The organism is Gimesia algae (assembly GCF_007746795.1).
Lineage (GTDB): Bacteria > Planctomycetota > Planctomycetia > Planctomycetales > Planctomycetaceae > Gimesia > Gimesia algae.
This window is the reverse complement of record NZ_CP036343.1, coordinates 6,550,613-6,570,199: the sequence shown is the minus strand read 5'-3', so window position 1 is coordinate 6,570,199 and position 19,587 is coordinate 6,550,613. Positions and strand designations below refer to the sequence as shown.

Annotated in this window: 16 protein-coding genes; 3 read left to right on the top strand and 13 right to left on the bottom strand. The window is 50.6% G+C overall.

Annotated elements, in window-relative coordinates; translation table 11 throughout:
- The first annotated feature begins 3 nt into the window (after positions 1-3).
- Complete coding sequence (locus tag Pan161_RS24675) at positions 4-2,025, top strand: coiled-coil domain-containing protein (protein WP_145231398.1); 2,022 nt, start codon at positions 4-6, stop codon at positions 2,023-2,025.
- Here Pan161_RS24675 and Pan161_RS24670 read toward each other — a convergent pair.
- From Pan161_RS24670 to Pan161_RS24625, 10 genes are all read right to left on the bottom strand, one after another.
- Positions 2,022-2,210, bottom strand: a complete 189-nt coding sequence (locus Pan161_RS24670; protein WP_145231397.1) for a hypothetical protein — start codon at positions 2,208-2,210, stop codon at positions 2,022-2,024. The genes Pan161_RS24675 and Pan161_RS24670 overlap by 4 nt on opposite strands.
- Positions 2,211-2,445: 235 nt before the next feature.
- Positions 2,446-2,859 (bottom strand): VOC family protein, encoded by a 414-nt coding sequence (locus Pan161_RS24665; protein ID WP_145231396.1) that lies wholly within the window; start codon positions 2,857-2,859, stop codon positions 2,446-2,448.
- 30 nt (positions 2,860-2,889) lie between these two features.
- Positions 2,890-4,035 (bottom strand): aminofutalosine synthase MqnE, encoded by a 1,146-nt coding sequence (gene mqnE, locus Pan161_RS24660; RefSeq protein WP_145231395.1) that lies wholly within the window; start codon positions 4,033-4,035, stop codon positions 2,890-2,892.
- Positions 4,036-4,144: 109 nt separating this feature from the next.
- Positions 4,145-5,008, bottom strand: a complete 864-nt coding sequence (locus Pan161_RS24655; RefSeq protein WP_145231394.1) for a UbiA-like polyprenyltransferase — start codon at positions 5,006-5,008, stop codon at positions 4,145-4,147.
- Between the two features lie 155 nt (positions 5,009-5,163).
- Positions 5,164-5,994: a DUF1570 domain-containing protein gene (locus Pan161_RS24650; protein WP_232103470.1), complete on the bottom strand. Its 831-nt coding sequence runs from the start codon at positions 5,992-5,994 to the stop codon at positions 5,164-5,166.
- 100 nt (positions 5,995-6,094) lie between these two features.
- Positions 6,095-6,430 (bottom strand): hypothetical protein, encoded by a 336-nt coding sequence (locus Pan161_RS24645; RefSeq protein WP_145231392.1) that lies wholly within the window; start codon positions 6,428-6,430, stop codon positions 6,095-6,097.
- Between the two features lie 119 nt (positions 6,431-6,549).
- The gene (fmt, locus tag Pan161_RS24640; RefSeq protein WP_145231391.1) at positions 6,550-7,551 is read right to left on the bottom strand and encodes a methionyl-tRNA formyltransferase; all 1,002 of its coding nucleotides are present in this window, start codon (positions 7,549-7,551) and stop codon (positions 6,550-6,552) included.
- Positions 7,552-7,675: 124 nt separating this feature from the next.
- The gene (def, locus tag Pan161_RS24635) at positions 7,676-8,266 is read right to left on the bottom strand and encodes a peptide deformylase (protein WP_145231390.1); all 591 of its coding nucleotides are present in this window, start codon (positions 8,264-8,266) and stop codon (positions 7,676-7,678) included.
- A gap of 284 nt (positions 8,267-8,550) precedes the next feature.
- Positions 8,551-8,847, bottom strand: a complete 297-nt coding sequence (locus tag Pan161_RS24630; protein ID WP_002647097.1) for a hypothetical protein — start codon at positions 8,845-8,847, stop codon at positions 8,551-8,553.
- Between the two features lie 81 nt (positions 8,848-8,928).
- Positions 8,929-9,939: a hypothetical protein gene (locus Pan161_RS24625; protein ID WP_145231389.1), complete on the bottom strand. Its 1,011-nt coding sequence runs from the start codon at positions 9,937-9,939 to the stop codon at positions 8,929-8,931.
- Positions 9,940-10,564: 625 nt separating this feature from the next.
- Here Pan161_RS24625 and Pan161_RS24620 point away from each other — a divergent pair.
- On the top strand, positions 10,565-11,509 hold the full coding sequence (locus Pan161_RS24620; RefSeq protein WP_145231388.1) for a sugar nucleotide-binding protein: 945 nt from the start codon (positions 10,565-10,567) through the stop codon (positions 11,507-11,509).
- A 66-nt stretch (positions 11,510-11,575) separates the two neighbouring features.
- On the opposite strand, the gene Pan161_RS24615 is transcribed toward Pan161_RS24620, so the two are convergent.
- Positions 11,576-13,009, bottom strand: coding sequence for a DUF1501 domain-containing protein (locus Pan161_RS24615; protein ID WP_145231387.1), 1,434 nt, complete (start codon positions 13,007-13,009; stop codon positions 11,576-11,578).
- A gap of 42 nt (positions 13,010-13,051) precedes the next feature.
- On the bottom strand, positions 13,052-16,159 hold the full coding sequence (locus tag Pan161_RS24610) for a PSD1 and planctomycete cytochrome C domain-containing protein (protein ID WP_145231386.1): 3,108 nt from the start codon (positions 16,157-16,159) through the stop codon (positions 13,052-13,054).
- A gap of 713 nt (positions 16,160-16,872) precedes the next feature.
- On the opposite strand from Pan161_RS24610, the gene Pan161_RS24605 reads away from it, so the two are divergent.
- Positions 16,873-18,012: a DUF1559 family PulG-like putative transporter gene (locus Pan161_RS24605; protein WP_145231385.1), complete on the top strand. Its 1,140-nt coding sequence runs from the start codon at positions 16,873-16,875 to the stop codon at positions 18,010-18,012.
- A gap of 115 nt (positions 18,013-18,127) precedes the next feature.
- Here Pan161_RS24605 and Pan161_RS24600 read toward each other — a convergent pair whose 3' ends face one another.
- On the bottom strand, positions 18,128-19,576 hold the full coding sequence (locus tag Pan161_RS24600) for a DUF1501 domain-containing protein (protein WP_145231384.1): 1,449 nt from the start codon (positions 19,574-19,576) through the stop codon (positions 18,128-18,130).
- Between the last annotated feature and the right edge of the window lie 11 nt (positions 19,577-19,587).

Here is a 19,587-nt window from a genome sequence, read left to right as displayed (position 1 = left end):
GGCATGAGCGAAGAAACCAGGCCCGATCAGAAATCTCAGGCAGCTTCCCCGTTTGCAGGCGTAAAACGTCCTGCCAGTGACTCAGCCGACTCACATCCGCTAAGTAGTCCTCCCGGAGTGGAACTCCGCGCTGATGCGCCCCATTCTTTCACTGAACCAGGGATTTCGGAAGAGAACTCTTACTTTAGTGATCAGAAACAGCAAGCGTTGGAAGAGAGTCTGTCGCATGCAGCACAAGCATCAGAGACTCAGACCCAGGGAGCAACTGAAGCAGGCGCTTCTTTAACCGGTGCCGAGCTGTTATCCCAGGCGGGAGAAATCGCCAATTACCTGAAGTCCCAGTTTGCTGAGATCAGTCGCCGCGAACAGACACTCACCAGTCAGCTGAATGAAATCGACAACGAGCGTCGCAAAATCCGCATGTGGGTGGGGCAGATTGAGGAACAGTACGACGAACGGGAAGTCAGCGTTCGTGAAAAAGAAACGGAACTGATTCGCAAAGCAGTGGAATGCGAAAAACTGGCAAAAACCGTACAGCGCGAGCAGGAAAAAGTATTCGAAGCCCAGGACTCACTGGAGCAGGAACGCGCAGAAATGCGGGACCAGATCCTGCGGGAATTTGCGGAACAGCGGGAATCGCTGGAGCGAGAGCGGCTGAATCTGATTAACGAACAGAAACGGATTCGGGAGCAGGTACTCGAATCACTGTCTGAGCAGAGCAATGAACTGGAACATGCCCGTGCTGAGTGGCAGGGTGTCAAACAGACAGAGCTGAACCACCTGAAACGGGAACGTGAAGTTCATGAAGAAGCAGTGCGGAAAGTAGAAACCGAACTGACTTCAAGAAAAGAAAAGTTTGAACTGGAACTAAAAACGCGACAGTCAGACTGGGATTCCAGGCGACAGTCTGAACTGGAAGCATTAGAGTCTCGCAAGCGGGACTTTGTCATCAGTTCCGAGCAGATTGAACATCAGCTTAAAATTCAACGGGAAGATTTGCAGCGTGAGTATGGCGCTCGTGAGGAAGAGTTTGATCAGAAGCGGACATTGATCGAGAACCGGATTAAATTTCAGGAAAACCACCTGCTGCGTCTGCGAAAGCAGATTGAAAAAGAACAACATGAGTTTCAGCGCCAGCAGCAGATTCAACAGCAGCAGCATGAGCAGAACGAGCGGATTCATATCCTGCGAATGAAGCAACTGGATCGCTTTCGTGATCTGTTGCAGCAGCGCGAGCAATCTCTGGCCAAGGAACGTGCACTGCATGCGGAGCTGCGTCGTTCTGTCGAACGTTACGAACAGAATCAGAAGCAGAGAATGTCAGGTGAATACGATGTCTGGCAGAAAGAGCGGGATGCCCAGAAAGCAGAACTGCGCCGGCAGCATGACATGCTGGCTCTACATGCAGAAAACCTGGAACGCAGGCGCGAACGACTGGATACGCTGCGGGCAGAAGTGGAAGAGACACACCGCGGCACGCTGGAAATGCGACTGGCCTTGGAAGAAGGCTGGGCACAATTGACACAGGTGGAAGGTGATGAAGCGGCCCGCGAGCGGCTGGAAAAAGCCAGGGAGGCACTCGCTGCCCACTATCGACAGTTGCGTGAGTCGATGTCTGTCGAACGTCAGGAACTGGATCATTCCCAGGAACTCTTTCATCGCCATCGGGATGAATTCCGCCAGGAACGCCAGGACCTTTCAGAATGGGTGGCGGAACGTGACGAGCAACTGCGTCAACGCAGCGAACAATTGCGGTTTGAAGCAGAGCAACTCGCAGTTCGCGATGCAGCCTGGGGACAGAAACGGGAATTCTGGCTACAGGAGAAAGTGTCTGCTGAAGAAATCATCCGTAATTTACTGGAGCAGCTGACCGAATTGACGGTAGGTCAGGGGGCGGCGATTCAACTGGCAGCCAAAAAGGGCCGACAGTCCCCGGGACTGAATGCAGCGGTAAAGCCCGCAGATATTGCATCAAAAGAAACAAAATCTGCGAAGATTGAAGACATTCTGGATCCGCGAGATTAACGCAGATCTTTCCAGGCATCCCAGCAGAGGAACAGGACCAGGCCAGCAGAAATGAGGAACATAATGTCCATCGTGGTGCTGCCCCGGAAGGGGATTCCGATGGCAATATCTGCCAGAGCGAGTAATGCCACGATTCCGGATACGGCCATTGAGCCCATGATCATTTTTTTGGGTGCATCCGCCATGGCGATCCCCGTCCCTCTCTTCTCATGCTGAAGCTGTATGATTTATGGATGTCTGTCTGAGCTGCACTTTCAGTATATAAATCAGACCCCGTGTGAGCTCTGCTGTCCTAAGTATAGCGTATTGTCTGGTGTAATTTCCAGTCGATTTTCTGACTGGAGTATCTGTCCTGTCTCGAATGCCTCCCGCGAGCAGGGCGAGACCGATAAAACCGCTACAATGCCGATATTCAGTAGCTCAGGAAAGCGAACAGAGTTCGATAATATGGCCATCCGGATCGTTTAGAAACGTTTGTGTGGCTCCATCTGGTCTGGATTTGGGGGGGGAGACGATCGGAATCCCCTGCTCGACTGCTTTCGCGTATGCCTGTTTTGCATCGTCGACTTGAAAAGCAAAATGGTGAGTTCGCGTGTTCTGCTCCGGATTGGCATTGCCTGCCCTGCCCGACTGATCGTGTTCGAGGATCAGGTGGATCTGCTGATTCCCAATCTGAAACCAGTGTCCGTCGAATGTAAACGCGGGTCGTGGAACATGATCCATGCCGAGAAAGTCGACATAGAATTTGCGGGATGCCTCCAGGTCTTTGACCACCAGTGTGATGTGATCAAATGACTGGACCTGCAGGTTATCAGTAAGGGCAGAATCACTCATGAGTCGCTTATTCTCCCGTTTTGAAGTAAATCAGGATGCGGCGGAAGCCATGATTGGTTCGCCGACACTCCAGTTGGCACCATCGCGGACGATGTGTCTGTAGAGAGTATCGCGTTCCACAGGAATACGTCCTGCTTCTTCGATGAGTCGGTGTAACTGTTCGACCGTCAGTCCTTCGGGTGTTTTGGCGCCGGCATCATGGTAGATCAGTTCATGCACGACGGTGCCATCCAGATCGTCTGCCCCGAAGCTTAAAGCGGTTTGTGCCGTCTTCTCACCCAGCATGATCCAGTAGGCTTTAATGTGATCGAAGTTATCGAGCATGATCCGGGACAAGGCTATTACCCTGAGGTCCATCAGTCCGGACGGTTTTATAATCTCTGACATCCCCGTGTTTTCCGGGTGGAATGCCAGCGGGATGAATGTCTGAAAGCCCCCCGTTTCGTCCTGCTGGTCCCGCAGGCGACAGAGGTGGTCAACACGGTGCTTCGCCTGTTCATAATGTCCATACAGAATGGTCGCATTACTGCGGAGACCGAGATTATGTGCTTCGCGATGAATTTCGAACCAGCTTTCAGCGTCAGCCTTGTGTTCGCATATCTGCTCGCGAACTTCGGGATGAAAGATTTCAGCGCCTCCACCTGGCATACTGGAGAGACCTGCTTCCATCATCTGTTCCAGTACCCAGCGCACCGGTTTTTTGGTCATGAAACTGAACCAGTTGATTTCCACGGGAGTCCAGGCTTTGATGTGCAGTTCAGGATATTCTTCGTGGATGATACGGACGACATCGAGGTACCACTCGAATTTTTTCTGATGGTGCAGACCGCCGACCACGTGAATTTCGGTAGCGCCGGTGCTGCGTGCTTCCTGTACGCGTTCGCGGATCATGTCATCGGTGAAGGTGTAGCCGCGGGGGGATTTCAAGTCGGAGCGGAACGCACAGAACTTGCAGCGATACACACAGACATTCGTGGGATTCAAATGAATGTTGGTATTATAAAACGCGAAGTTGCCGTTTTTGCGTTCGCGTATCCGATTAGCCAGATCACCCAGTGTCAGTATGTCGACTTTCTCATCCAGAAAAACGCCTTCATCAAAGGTGATGCGTTCTCCCGCGTCGACTTTGCGGGTAATGAGATCCAGCTGTTCCTGTTCGTTTTGATTCAGATTCATCAGACTGACTGTTGATTCTTTTCGCTGTGGGGATATCAGATTGGGTACCTGGCGGTCTGAGAAGACCACTCAATGGAAGTTAGTTTCTATTATTGCGTTTTAGAGCCGCTTATGCGAGCCAGACGTCAATCAATCCCACAAAGAACAATCCAATACTGATGACAGCGTTCACGTGAAAAAAGGCCAGATTGACACGTCCCAGATCATCCGGATTCACCAGCAGATGTTCATAGATCAAGAGCCCTGCTACAGCAATGACTGCAATTAAAAACGGGATTCCCAAAGCAGCGACATACCAGAGGCTGAACAGGCAGGCGATCGTCATGAAATGACTGAACATGGCAAATCGCAGCGCTTTTCTGATCCCCCAACGGGAAGGGATACTGGACAGTCTGGTTTCCTGATCGAAATGAACATCCTGACATGCGTAGATAATATCAAACCCGCCGACCCAGAAAAATACGACTGCTCCCAGCAGCAATGGTTCCAGAGACAGGCTGCCACGAATGGCGATCCAGGCAGCGATGGGAGAGAGCATGAGCGCGGTCGAGAGCCAGTAATGACAGAAGATGGTGAACCGTTTTGCATAGGAATATCCCAGCAGAAACAGCAGGACAGGGATCGAAAGATAAAGTGGCCAGCGATTGGGCAGAAACAGGAGTGTTGAGGCGATAAATGCCAGCGAGGTCAGGATCGTAAAAATCGTGACGGTGCGAACACTGATCAGGCCGGCGGGGAGATGGCGGCCTTGAGTACGGGGATTCTGCGCATCAATCTCACGGTCAACGAGACGATTAAAGGCCATGGCTGCAGAACGGGCGAATAACATACAGAGCAGAATTCCCACCAGTTCCTGCCAGCGCACCTGCTGACCACGCCAGGCCAGCACCGCTGATAAGAGGGCAAACGGGAGAGCAAAAATAGTATGGCTGAAGCGAACTAATTCCAGCAGAAGGCGCAGTCGGGCCAGCATTACATCGATCCGGTTAACAGTGGGAGAAGATCCTGTCGGGCAGAATCACAAAGCACGCAGTTGCTGCTGTATCTTAGCGGATGGGGGGGCGACACCCAACCCAGAGCCCGCTGAAACTGACGGTGCTGCATGGGAAATCGGAATCAGATCAGAGCCTATCTGGTCGGAAACGTATTCAGGGAAGCCACATAATTCACAAAGCGTTCATCGACGCCGGGAATGTTGCGGGGGAGCCGGGCACTTAAGACTTCCGGTTTTTCGTTGCTTTTCAGTTCCGCCAGATATTCCAGCAGGGTATCTTTGGTTTCCGGAGTACTGTTCAGCATGAAATGGACCCAGGCCCAGGCTTCCTGGTAGTCGACCCGCTGCATCTGCGACACTTTTTCCAGCTGTTCCAGCCGTTTCATGTCAGGTTTCCAGCCATTATTCAGCGCGGCGGAGAGTCGTGAAGCATGATCGCGATTGACCTGCCCCGGTGTGTTGCCGGCGACTTCAAAATATTCGGCTAGCCCTTCATCAAGCCAGAGGGGGACAGTCTTCAGGCTGGCATGTAACAGGCCATGCGTGAATTCATGTCTCAGGTCTTCCTGGATGCGATCGCCCCAGAATGTATAGACGGCGAGTTCTTTGGGCGTACCAACAAAGTAAGCACGTCGCGGAGGTAGTCCCGGGTAAGTTAAGTCCAGGTAATTGCGGTATTCTTCCTGGTTCGTAAACAGATAAACGGTGACCTGCTCGCTGTTGAGTGGAATATTCAGAGTCGCAGCAACATCTTCGCGCAGTTTAATCAGGTCCTGAAAGAGTTCGTGGTCCTGACCTAATTTAAAATCACTGAGCACGATCAGCTGTTCTGCACTGACACTGTGCCGGGCGGGCAGATGGACGGTCTGATTTTTGGCAACCGAGTGACAACCGGGAGAAAGCAGCAGGCAAGACAATACACAGACATTCAAAGCAACTGCTTTGAATGTGACTCGCGACATCATGTCTGAAGTCTTGTCCTGACTGACTGGGTTTTCTGATTTCACGATTGGTTGTTATATCTCATGAGGCACTGAAAGAAGTTTAACATAAAGTCAAACGATATTATTTATAGCGATGATCAGGAGCCGCCTGCCGGGCAGCAGAGCGTTTTTTCTCTGAACTTTGAAACAGTCCGTTGAAGATACTACCGTTCGACGCCGATTGGATAATGAGATTTCCTTTTCCATTCTGGATCAGCGACTGCGCCAGTTGCGGATGGCTCTTCCAGGTGGTCGCCTGCCATTTGCGGATGTCGGCGTAAGTATCCTGCAGGCCCACTTGAGACTTGGGGATAAAGAGCCAGCCTTCCCTGGATTGGACAACATGATATTCAAAGGCAGCATACATGCCTCCCGCTCCTATGAGCATGAAGATCAATGCCGCGATGATTCGGCGCATCTGATTCACTTCCTTGTGTTTCTTAAAACTGCTTCGCCTCAGTTCAGGGGCGGAATCATCTCAGAATACCTAAAACGCAGCAAGAGTGAACTGTCTGTTTTAGATAAAATATATGTACGTTAGTCACCTTCTGGGGGCGGGTTACCAAAGACATCTCCGGGTCTGATCTGTTTACCACACAAAAACTGGCTGATTTCCATGGCGCGTTTCCCCTGGGGCTGAATTTGATGGAGTTCCAGCAGCCCCTCACCTGTGCGAATGACAACACGTTTTGTGTCACTGATAACAACCGTTCCTGGCGTCGCACTCAGCAATTGAGGTTCGATTTCCAGCGAATCCTGTATTTCTAAAGAGAGTTTTTCGACATCCAGAATCAGTAATCTTAAGGGGGCCTGGCCAGGTTGCAGCAGAAACGAGAACGGACTGGGCCAGGGTTGCATAGCCCGTACATGGCAGGCAATCTGCGCGGCGGACTGACCCCAGTCGATGGCGCCTTCCTGTTTGTCGAGTGTGGGGGCGAATGTGGCTGCGGAATGATCCTGCGGGGTTTCGACGAGTGTTCCCTGCTCAATTTGATCAAGCACATTCATTGCCAGGGGGGCCGCCAGATCTGCCAGTCGATCCTGTAATATGCCGGTCGTTTCTTTCGGAGCGATGGGAGTTTCGACCATTGCTGCGACAGGACCGGAATCGAGAGTGCGTTCAATCCGAAACAGGGAGACACCAGTTTTCGTCTCTCCATTGCGAATCGCATAGAGAATGGGGGCAGCCCCCCGATAGGCGGGCAGAAGTGAGGCATGCAAATTAAATGCCCCCAGGCGAGGCAGATCCAGCAGCTTTTGTGAGAGGATCTGCCCGTAAGCGGCGACGAGCAGGACATCGGCTTTCAACTGGCCGAGTTCCTCCAGTGAATCAGGTGTATTGATTTTCGCAGGCTGGAAAACGGGGATCTCATGTTCCAGCGCGAGTTCTTTCATCGGATTTTTATGTCGATGATGTCCCCGACCTGTGCGATCAGGCTGTGTATACAGTCCCAGAACGTCATGTTTCGAATCGATGAGTGCCTGAAAGGCGGGGAGGGCGAAAGTACCGGTTCCCATCATGACCACTTTTAATGCCACTGCGGTGTCTCCTCATAGCCGACCGTTTTGTATATGAAATTGAACCGGTAAAATCAGGCTGGTCCACTGTTGAGATCAGAGCTGAAAACTCTCCAATCTGCAGCTAGAGCGGAGGTTGATTTTCTCAGCCCAGTTGCTGTTCGAGTTGCGCCAGTTGTTTGCGAATTTCTTCATCAGACGGGTACTCTCCCGCTTCTTGTTTATGGCGAAATTCTGCTTCAAAGTCGGCAATCAAAACATCGATTTCATTGCGTTTGGCCTCGACCATGCGGTCTGGAAACATGATGCCTTCAATATGATCGTGTTCGTGTTGCACGGCACGCGCTGCGAGGTCATCCAGTGTGATTTCAAACAACTGGCCTTCCAGATCGTAAGCTTCAACTGTGATCTCTTCGGATCGTTTCACATCGCCATAAACCTGAGGTAGACTCAAGCAGCCTTCTTCACCTTCGGCGGTCCCTTTGCGTTTCGTAATCTCCGGATTAATGAACACAAATTCTTCTTCTGGTTCATTGGGGTCCGAAGTGAGATTGATCACAAACAGGCGGTAGGGGAGCGCGACCTGATTGGCAGCCAGGCCGATCCCACGTGCTTCGTACATGAGATCAAACATGCTCCGCACAATATCACGTAACTGGGGTGTGATACTTTTAACGGGTTTGGATTTCCAGCGGAGTGCCGGATGCGGATAATTGATAATTTGCAAAGCAGGCATAATAACAGATACCCGGCGGGGTATGATATACAGACGAAGTTCTTGAAACCAAAGACCATCACTCCACCCGCAAGGCATGCGCAGCATGGAATATGGATAACATTAGTACCTGTATATCAAGGCTGAACTGTAGATACAATCCATATCTCTGCGAACAATCGGTTTGTTGCAGTATTTTGTTCCGCGCGGACCCGGATCAATACAGGGCGCAATTTCACCTGCCTGTCGGCCTGAACCAGGCCGAGCTGATAGAGCGCCCGGGAGTAGTGAATTCCCGGTGGCTGTTAATACATCGGCAGCGGATCCAATGGTGCGTAAGCAGTCGTTGGTACACTTCCCTGAATCACAGGAGCACTTGCAGTTGACTGATACGTGTCGTAAGTGTTGTATGCTCCCTGAGGTGCATAAGTAGGAGCACCAACACCGCAGTTACCGGTTGAACAGCCACCACCGCCACCACTAAAGGGCGCCATTGTGGGACCGTAATTACAGCTGCCACATGAGCCATATCTTCCACACTGGCAACCTGTTGTCAGTGCGATCAACGCGAGACCCAGCATCGTAATTCCGAAACGTTTCATGAGTTCAATCCTTTTCTTCTACAAAATAGCGAGAGAAATATTCTATCGCTGAAATCAAGCTTTCATGGGGAAAATCAGTTTTTACGAAGCAGCTGCTGCTGCAAAATTTTTGAAGTCAAATGGAATCAGGCTGGAACAGACTCCTGCCCAATGTGCACTAAATCCTCCGGGATGACGTTCGGGATTATTCGCGAACGCGGTTGCATCATCTCTGATTTCATTCACTCCCCGGTATAAAGCTACCGTGGCTGAATGCTGGCTTCTCCAGATCTGCAGCGCAGGGCTGAAGCCTTCAAAATTTCCGGAGATAATCGTTTCCCAGCCGGTGGAAAGTCGGTTGATACTGACTGAGAATTCACTTCTCAGTTTCCACCAGCGAAAGAATGTATCGAGTGAAGTTACCCAGACCAGAGGCATCTGTTTCCGATCGAGGTGAATGTCTTGAAATAATTGAGTCATTTCGAGTCGCGAGGAAACAGACGATAACGAAACCGGCAATCCCTGACGGTATCTGCTGATCAATTCCACACGCAGTTTTCTCTGAGTTTCTGAATTTGATTCAGTTTGCCATTCCGCTTCCGATTTGCAATGCAGCAAATCCAGCGACACAGTTAAAGGACTCATCACATTTGAGTATTCGCGAAAATCATTTCCGAGAGCGGATTCGGCATAGCAGATGACACCCTGGTAGGGATAAGGATAATCTCCCAGACGGATCCAGGCGCCTCCCGACTGTTGAATGCGCGTTTTCAGTTGAACCGCAAACTGTGAGTTGAACTGTTCGACTCCGGTGTTGGCTTTTTTACTCATTTCCGGAATCGTGCGGCCAATGCCTGTCTTGTTATTGAATTCCGCCAGGTCAATGATGGGGATCCTGCAGAGAGAGAGAGTCTGCAACTCCTGTTCATTGAAGCATTTTTGAGATCCAACCAGCAGCAGATTCCAGCGGGATGACTGATATCCCGTTAAATATGTCAGATCGTCCTGGAGTTCTGTTACCGAGAGTCCCATCTCGCGCATTCCTTTTACGACAGGAGTCGAAACTCCAGCCAGCAGGATCGGATAATCCGGTAAATGACGCGAGACGGACATGGTTTCAAAAGTCTTTATAAGAAATGGTATGGGGCTGAGTGAATTCGTTTCCTCGGAAAGAAATCACTGCAGTATCAAATCGAAGTGTTATGTGTGAATCAATTGATGGGTAATCAATGTGGGAGGTGAGTGACCAGCCTATAGAACAGGCGCAGAGATCACTAATGTGAGGCGGGAAGATATTGCTTTTCCAAAATCAGGTCAATACGAAAGAACGAAATGAAATAAAAATGTGGCAAACCTTTAATCTTTTTTCAATTTCCAATCTGTTTTTTGAAAAAAGATTTTTTCGTTGGAATCAAAATGGGGGTGGATTTACCTTCCGGAAGAGTCAGGCATGTCGACTGGATTCTTGAAAGGGGTAACGTTTTCTGCACTTGAACCCTCAAATTGAAATGCAAGAAAGTGGTGGAACTGGCACCATGAATTTCTCTTTAAAATTGGGGTTGGTGAAAATCAGTAATGCCATCTATAATCCGCCCCTCGCGAAACAAATGGATTGGTTTGCGAGTGCAACTATCGTAGAACTACTGAGATGTCAAATAGTTTTGTTCTGAGCAAGAGTTTAACGAACAAAACTTTTACTGACTGATATAACAACAACGTCTAAGCATGGAGGCGCGGCGTGGAAACAGTTCTGGTTATTGGACTTGATACGGTTGCCGGAGCAAATATTGCAACCTGCTTATCCAGTCGATATCGGGTTGTCGGATTAACTTCAGCTTCACCAGTTTCCATCCAGGGATGTGAAACTCATACTTATCAGGAAGACGATGTCGAATCAGCCGAGCACTGGCTGTCGATGGTTCGTCCTAACTGGGTAGTCTATTGTGGCGTTGCCGCAAATTCCGCCTGGAATGTCGATCCTGAGAAGTTTTTAACAAAGGATCCCGTGCTCGCAGCGCGCAACTGGGTGAATGCCGCTGAGCTGCATTCAGCCCGCTTTACGCATATTTCATCTGATGCTGTATTTACAGGTCCCTGGATGTTCCATGAAGAGGAATGTTCGGGGCTGTGTGAAAGCCAGCAGGCAGAAGTACTGCGTGCCGTTGAACGGGAAGTCAGCCTGTGTGATAACGCACTGATTATTCGAACCAATGTGTTTGGCTGGACCCCTGCCGCTTACGGTCAGGGGCAGATTGAAAGTCTGGTGCAGTCTCTGGAAAACGGGTCATTTTCCGAGCAGGACTGTTATCGGCATGCCACACCTTTGCTGGCAACGGATCTGGCAGCGATCATCGAACACGCCTATCAGGAACGATTGACGGGGACCTTCCACGTGGCTGGCGGCGAACGTATCAGCCCGATCGAATTTGTGCAGCGTCTGGCTGTCACATTCGGCCTGACTGTGCCGGTACTTCCTCGAGCGACAGTACTCAATGAACGCACTACGGGTTTTGCGAACGGCGAAACGTCATTGCATACACGTAAAATTCGACGGTCACTCAGCATTTCGATGCCGATGCTGGATGATGGATTGCAGCGTCTGTTCGATCAGCAGCACAACGGTTATCTGAACCGGTTGAACAATGCACCAGCTCGACTCTACGAGCAGGAAATTGCTGCCTGAACCGAGTTCAAATGAATCAAAACAGAAAACCCCTTGTCAGTTTTGGCAAGGGGTTTTTCTGTTATATCAAGCCAGGATTTTTGTGACGATTTTCGCGGGATTGACTCCGATCAGTTTTTGATCCAATCCCTGGAAACGGAACGAGAGTCGATCCGGATTCAGTCCCAGCAGATGTAATATCGTGGCATGCAGATCGTAGACGGGGACTTCATCTTCGATCACATTGAAACCGAAATCATCCGAACCACCAATGGTGGTTCCCCCTTTGATCCCGCCACCGGCCAGCCACATGGTAAATGCATTGGGGTGATGATCGCGACCATCATTGCCCCCCTGTACCATGGGTGTGCGACCGAATTCTCCCCCCCAGACAACAAGTGTGTCCTGTAACAAACCACGTTGCTTGAGGTCTTTGATTAAAGCAGCAGAAGCCTGATCGGTGGCTTTACAGTTACTTTTTAATCCACTCACCAGTCCGCCATGCTGATCCCAGGATTCATGAAACAGCTGCACGCATCGAACCCCCCGTTCCACCAGTCGGCGTGCCAGCAGGCAATTATTTGCGAATGAGGTTTTGCCTGGCTCTGCACCATACAGAGCGAGTGTTTCTTTGGTTTCCTGACCCAGGTCCATGACATCAGGGGCACTGGACTGCATGCGATATGCCATCTCAAAAGAATTGATCCGAGTAGCAATCTCAGGGTCGCCGACCTGGTCGAGGTGATTCTGGTTCAAAGCCTTGATTGTATTCAGCGAATCACGTTGCAGTTGTGCAGAGACTCCGGGAGGATTCTGCAGGTAAAGTACCGGTTCCTGTCCCCCACGGAACATGACACCTTGATGCGTGGTAGGCAGAAAGCCACTTCCCCAGCAGGAACTGCCGCCACTAGGGCCTTTGTTTCCTGAACTGAAGACGACAAAACCGGGTAGGTTTTTCGATTCGCTACCCAGGCCATAGATGGTCCAGGCTCCCAGGCTGGGTTTGCCGAATAACTGGGACCCGGTGAGGGCCTGAATCTGGGCGGGGGCATGATTGAAGGCATCAGTTTTCATGCTTTTTACGATGGCGATTTCATCAACGACTTCTGCCAGATGAGGCAGGATTTCAGAAACTTCTGCCCCACATTCCCCATGCTTTGCAAATTTAAATTTAGGTCCGAGGAATTTGGAATTCGGATTGATAAACGCGGCACGATATCCATTCAACAGATCTTCGGGTGGCAATTGGCCATCAAACTTGCCCAGCACTGGTTTATTATCGAACAGTTCCAGGTGGCTGGGCCCCCCGCCCATAAACAGAAAAATGATATTTTTCGCCTTGGGAGGATGGTGGGGTTGATGTGGTGCCAGTGGATTCTGACCTTCATCAGCTTTTGAACTGGCAGCATAACCGGATTCCTGGAGCAGTTGATTGACGGCGATCGCGCCGAGACCGACTCCACATTGTTCTAGAAACCAGCGGCGGGCAATGGGGTGTGCCGGGTGATTTAAGTTTTTCATCAGTGTCACCTGTTCAAGTTCACTCGTTGATTCGATAGTTGGTTATTCTTTTGTGATCGTCTCATCCATATTGAGCAGCACCCGAGATAAGGCGACCCATGCAGCAAAATCCGTGATAGAATCTTTGGCCTGTTTCTGATCAGAAATCTGTGTTGCTTCTTCCGGATGTTTGTTGAAGTAGTCGCGCTGTCTATTCAGGAAACGTGTCAGTACCTGTTTTTCTTCTGCAGCGGGAAAACGAGAAACACAGCGTCGGAACGCCATTTCGATCCGTGATTCATCAGAATCTGATTTGGATGAGAGTATTGTCTCTGCAAGTCCAACAGCACACTCCATGAACAGGGTTTCATTGAGTGTGGTCAAAGCCTGCAGCGGTGTATTGGAGCGAGTGCGTTTCACGGTTGAAATATCACCGTTCGGTGCATCAAATGCCTGGAGCATGGGGTAGGGAACCGAGCGGAAACGGAACGTATAAATAGCGCGGCGGTAACGTTCGGCGTCTTCATTTACATTCCATGTTTTAGGTCCATAACTGGCCGGTTTATCAAACAGGAAGGCGGGAGCCGGCGGATACACAGAGGGGCCGCCGATTTCGGGATGCAGCAGTCCACTGGCCTGCAAGGCGATATCACGGACGATTTCCGCATCGACGCGATAGCGCGGGCCCCGTGCCAGCAGGCGGTTATACGGATCTTTCGTAATCAATTCGGGACTGACGCGGGATGACTGTTGATAGGTCCGGGAGGTGACAATCAGGGTGTGTAGTTTTTTCAGGTCCCAGCCCTCCTCCATGAACCAGACTGCCAGCCAGTCCAGCAGCTTTCGATGCGTGGGCGCCGCTCCTTGAGAGCCCAGGTCTTCACTGGTTGAGACGATTCCCTGACCGAAGTAGGCCTGCCACACCCGGTTTACTATGGCGCGGGCCGTTGTCGGTGATTCACGATCGACAAGCCAGCGGGCAAATGTCAAGCGGTCCACAGGGACATCTGTCGGGAGTGAGTTCAGAAAACCGGGCACGCCTGGCTGCACCACCTGCTTTTGTTTGAGGAAGTCGCCACGATCCAGCAGATGGGTTTGACGGGGCTGCGGACGTTCCTGATAAACCAGCTGAGTGGTGCCTTCCGGATGCTGTTTCCAGATTGCTTCAATTCGCTGATTTTCTTTTTTCCATTCAGGGACCGTCGTCCGCCAGTAGCTGAAGATTTCGTCTTGCTGACGGGGTGTGCGTTCCGCATCGGGAATTGCCAGAATTTCTCTGACCTGATCAGGAAGGAAATCCGCCTGCGCATTTTGACTGTTGCTCCATGATATGCGGAAGCGACCGAGATTCATCGTTTGATTGTTGTCACTGTTCCAGCCACCATGCATTTGCACGAGACCGATTTTTAGTTTACTGCCCTGTGGGTAACCGAATGGTTTTTCAGCGCGAAAGACTGCTTCATGGGGCTGGTTCTGTCGTCCCGGTCCGCCATCGATTCCCCAGGCTGTCGAGTTGTCGCCGTCAATCGCATAACTGACTGGCCCGGTAAAGCCGCGGACTCCTTTTTTGTCTTCGTAAGGATATTGCAATTGCAGACGCGGATTACTGAAATCGGCAGTGGCTTCCGTGAATTTGATGTTGGATTTCTGTTGAAGATCTTTTGCATTCTCAACGGTGAGTTTGATGTCGGTTAACGCACACAGACCGGATGTGGCGCGACCGGGGCCTCCTGCCGGTAGATTGGGGTGGTTTAACAGTTCAAGTCGGATGGCGGTGATATCGACGGCATCGACTTCGGCTTCAAAATTCGAAGTGAACCGGGACGGCGCATAACCTTGTGCCAGCATGGAATGATCGGGTTGTTCAAAGTAACGCTGGGAATTACTGTCGATATTTTTCAGTTTCATTACATGCCAGACCGGCTGGTTCTGCTGTACCTGTTTTTCCCATGCAGCCATACGTTGAGGCCAGTCGGACACCGAGTTTTTAAGCGACTGTTCGAGGGACTTGATTTCGGTTAACAGTTTTTCCCGCTGCTGCTGTTCTTCGTCTGTATAACCTCGCATACTGGCCTCATACGAGTTATTAATACAGGCAAAAATCTGATAATAATTTTCATGAGTTAACGGATCGTATTTATGGGTATGGCATTGGCTGCATTGCAGCGTCAAACCGAGAACACTTTTTCCAATGGTGTCCATACGGTCGAACATGGCGGCCATGCGAAATTCTTCAGGGTCGATGCCCCCTTCTTCATTGAGCATGGAATTGCGCATGAAACCGGTGGCAATTTTCTGATCTTGTGTTGCCTGCGGAAGCAGATCACCGGCGATCTGTTCTATAACAAACTGATCGTAGGGCATATTCTGATTTAAGGCATCAATCACCCAGTCACGATAGAGCCAGACTTCGCGGGGCGCATCTTTTTCATAGCCGTTGGAATCGGCATAGCGGGCCGCATCAAGCCAGAGTCTTCCCCAGCGTTCTCCGTAATGGGGTGAGGCAAGCAGACGTGCCACCTGATTCTGGTATGCATCAGAGTTTTTGTCTGCAAGGAAAGCATCAATCTCTTCGATGCGCGGGGGCAGGCCGATCAGGTCCAGACTCAAGCGTCGCAGGAGCGTCGTTCGGTCAGCGGGTGCTGAGAAAGACAGTGGTTGCTGTTCCAGTTTATCCAGTACGAAAGCATCAATCGGGTTTTGAATCAATTCTGGTTGCCTGACTTCAGGAAGCGCTGGTTTAACTGGTGTTTGAAAAGCCCAGTGCGAAGCCCAGGGAGCGCCGTCTTCGATCCATTTTCGAATTTTTGCGAGGTCAGATTTGGATAGTATTTTTCCCGTATCAACGGGCGGCATGCGTTCGCTTTCGTCAGCGGCTGTCATGCGTTGATAGATCAGGCTCTCAGCGGGTTTGCCCGGTACGATCAGTGCCTGGCCATTGTGCTTTGCAAAGACTGCTTCTTTCAAATCGAGCCTGAGTTCTGCTTCGCGATGTTCCGGATCAGGGCCGTGACATGAGAAACAGGCATCGGAAAGTAAAGGACGAATGTCGGTCGCAAAGTCGAGACTCTGATCAGCAGAAGACGGCGTTTCCGCATCCACGTTTTGAAACAGAATGCATGTGATAGCGACATTGAAAACTGCAAACAGGCTGATCGTTCGGGCGATCATTGGCTTCTCTTTCGGTCTATACAGAAAGATCAGAAATCAGAACCGTTACAGGAAAAAAACGAGGCGGCTTTGACAAAACATGAAGTCAGGTCAGGCAGGCTGCAAACCCGGTTTTTCTGTGTGTCGGAATGATTTCTCAATCTCAAAATCAAACACGAGTGAATACCGGTCCGCCACTTTCCTCAAAGTGGGGGTAGCTCGTTGTGGTTCTAACACTTTTTGAGCAGGTGACTTAGGAACCGATCTTTTGAACCAGACTCCTGATATCTCAACTGCAATTATACGGACTTTGATCAAGGAAATTCAAGTTTTGTCTCTCTGAAGCTGGTTGAAACACAACACATTTTTATGAAGCTCCCTGCAGAAACCTAACTGTATATTTATCAAACGTTAACAAATGGCCCGTTTTGATCAATTTTGCTACGCATTATTCATCTCTTCTTAACTTAACGGGAAGAAAAAACTTCACAGTAGCACGATACCGTATGCCCATCTGAGAAATTCAGCCGGCAAAGTGTTTTTCAGATGCAAATTGCAAATCGAATTCGAAGTGAGTGAGTCTACAGGAATTAAGAGGGGGGAGCAGTTTAGTTTCATACATTCAGTGCCAAGCTGATGGGGATAGCCTGTTTCTTTCAAAATCAAATTTAAATGTTTTAAGCCTTCATTGTTCGCGTAACTGTCAAACATCTTTTTAAAAAACAGGAAACACAATGCAAAAATTACGTGCTCATAACACGAAACGATCAGGTTTTACTCTGATTGAACTTCTGGTGGTGATCTCGATCATCGCTTTACTAGCCGCTCTGCTGATTCCAGCAGTCTTCTCAGCGCGAGAATCTGCACGGTCTTCACAGTGCAAAAGCAACTTGCGTCAGTTCGGTCTTTCCATGCACTCTTTTGCTTCCACCGATCCCAGTGGTCGTTACTGTACTGGTGCTTATGACTTCCGTCGTGATGGATGTCCTGACACCTGGGGCTGGGTTGCCGACATGGTTAACAGTGGTGCCGGTCTTCCTCAGAAGATGCTGTGTCCCTCATCTACTCTGCTGGGATCTGAAAAACTGAACGACATGATTGGTGTTGCTAACACCAGTAACAAAGACTCTGCACCGGTTGCTCGCTTAAGCGAAGGAATCTGTGCCACCTGGACCAGTGGTACTGAAGGAACAGCAGCTCGACTTCTTCAAGTTGCCAAGCTGCTGGAAGACGGATATGGAACGAACTACGCATCCAGCTGGTATCTGGTACGTTCCGGTGCAAAAACTAATGCCGGTGTCACTGCATCTGGTCTGAAAGGGTTTGGTGGTTCACTGGGGCCATTGACAATTCGTCGTCTGGATTCGTCCCGCGTTTCTTCTTCTGCTGTTTCCTTCATGGGTTGTGGAGCTCCTGGTGATGTAGGCGAAGCTGTTCTGTCTGACTCGATTCCCGGTTTTCTCGATGAGGGCGAACGTCTGGCCGAGTCATTCAATGATGGTCCCGGTACTTGGGATGGAACTAAAGTCGCTCTGATGCCAGCTGGTACCAATGTGGTCAACGCCACACCTGCTGAACTACCTGACCCGAACCGAACTGGTATTCCTGGTGCTGACGGTAATCTGTGGTTACAGGATTCACGTGACTGGTTTGCATGGCACGGTCGTGGCCGAAACAAGATTTGCAACGTCCTGATGGCTGATGGAAGTGTGAAAGCAATCGTCGACCTCAATGGAGATGGCTTCCTGAATCCTGGTTTCCCAGCTTCCGGTACTGGATCAGGATACACAGATGGTACAGTAGAACTGCGTCCTTCCGAGTGCTTCTCCGGTCCCTGGCTGGATGCTCAGTTGACGAAAGGTAACTTCGAATAATCTCGAAGCTCCTATTTCACTGTCAATAATGTAAAAGGCGAGTGGCTGGTTCTGAACCAGTCACTCGTTTTTTGTTGACTGGGAGAAGTGCAGCAATCGCGATTGCCCGGGCCTGTTATGAAAGGATGTCTTTGATCACATGACCGTGAACATCGGTCAGACGCCGATCAATGCCGTTATGCCGAAAGGTCAGTTTTTCATGATCAATGCCCAACTGATGCAGGATGGTGGCGTGCACGTCATAGCACATCGTGGGATTGGCAGGGTCGGCGGGTTTGAATGACCATTGATCCGATTCACCATAAGTTGTGCCCCCTTTGATACCACCCCCTGCCAGCCAGTTGCTGAAGACAAACGGATTGTGGTCACGACCTTTACTGCCTTGACTGCAGGGCATTCTGCCAAATTCTGTTGTCCAGAGAATAATGGTATCGTCGAGCATGCCGCGTTGTTTGAGGTCTTTAATTAACGCGGCGGCTCCGATGGACATGCCCCGCCCTAAAGGCCAGTGATCGCGTTTGATATCTTCGTGCGAATCCCAGTTGCGGCGGGGGTGACCATTGTCTGCTCCGGACCAGATCTGCACGAACCGGACTCCCTGCTCCAGCATACGGCGGGCGACCAGACAGTTTCTGCCGAAATACGCGATCTCTGCTGCTTCGCTGATGCCTTCCTGAACTTCGAAATCGACGGAATCCAGACCGTACATCTGGAGCGTACTTTTCGTTTCACCTGAAAGGTCGAGAACTTCAGGTGCCTGTAACTGCATTTTGGCGGCGAGTTCATAGGATTGAATCCGTGCATTCAGGCGCGAATCTCCGCCGCGTTGCTGCTCATGTTTCCTGTTTAACTGTTTCAGTGCAGCCAGTACGTTACGGTCGCTCTGGCTGGAAATGAAGTCATTCTCAGGGGGGAATAAATTGGAGATGGGAGTTTTAGAATTCGGGCGGATCATTGTCCCCTGATTACTGGCGGGCAGAAAACCAGCTGACCAGTTGGCAGCACCGTTAGGAGCAAAGCCACGCGGGTCGGGCAGTACGACAAATGTGGGCAGGTTATCGGTCATGCTGCCGAGTCCGTAACTGATCCAGGCGCCCATGCCGGGAAAGCCGGGCAGAATGAATCCGGTGGCCTGCATGAATGTTGCCGGGCCGTGCACGTTCGACTTGCTGACCATGTTATGAATGAATGCCATATCGTCCACGCAGTCTCCCAGGGGTGCGACGCATTCGTTCAACCACTTCCCCGATTGACCATACTGTTTCCACTTCCAGGGAGCCTGCATGGTTTTACCTGGTGAAGACTGAAAGAGTTGCACCTGTTCGCCGGGATCCCAGTCGTTGCCGTTGTCTTTGATCAACTGGGGTTTAAAGTCGAACGTGTCACACTGACTGGCGGCACCAGACATATAAAGCTGGACAACCCGCTTTGCTTTTGGCGGGTGATGCAGAGTCTGAGTGCTGGACTGAGGGCGCGCCAGCAATTGATCGTTTTGCAGCAGCGAAGCCAGGGCAATTCCCCCCAGGCCACCGCCGGCTGACATCAGAAACTCTCGACGATCCATAAGATCACTTT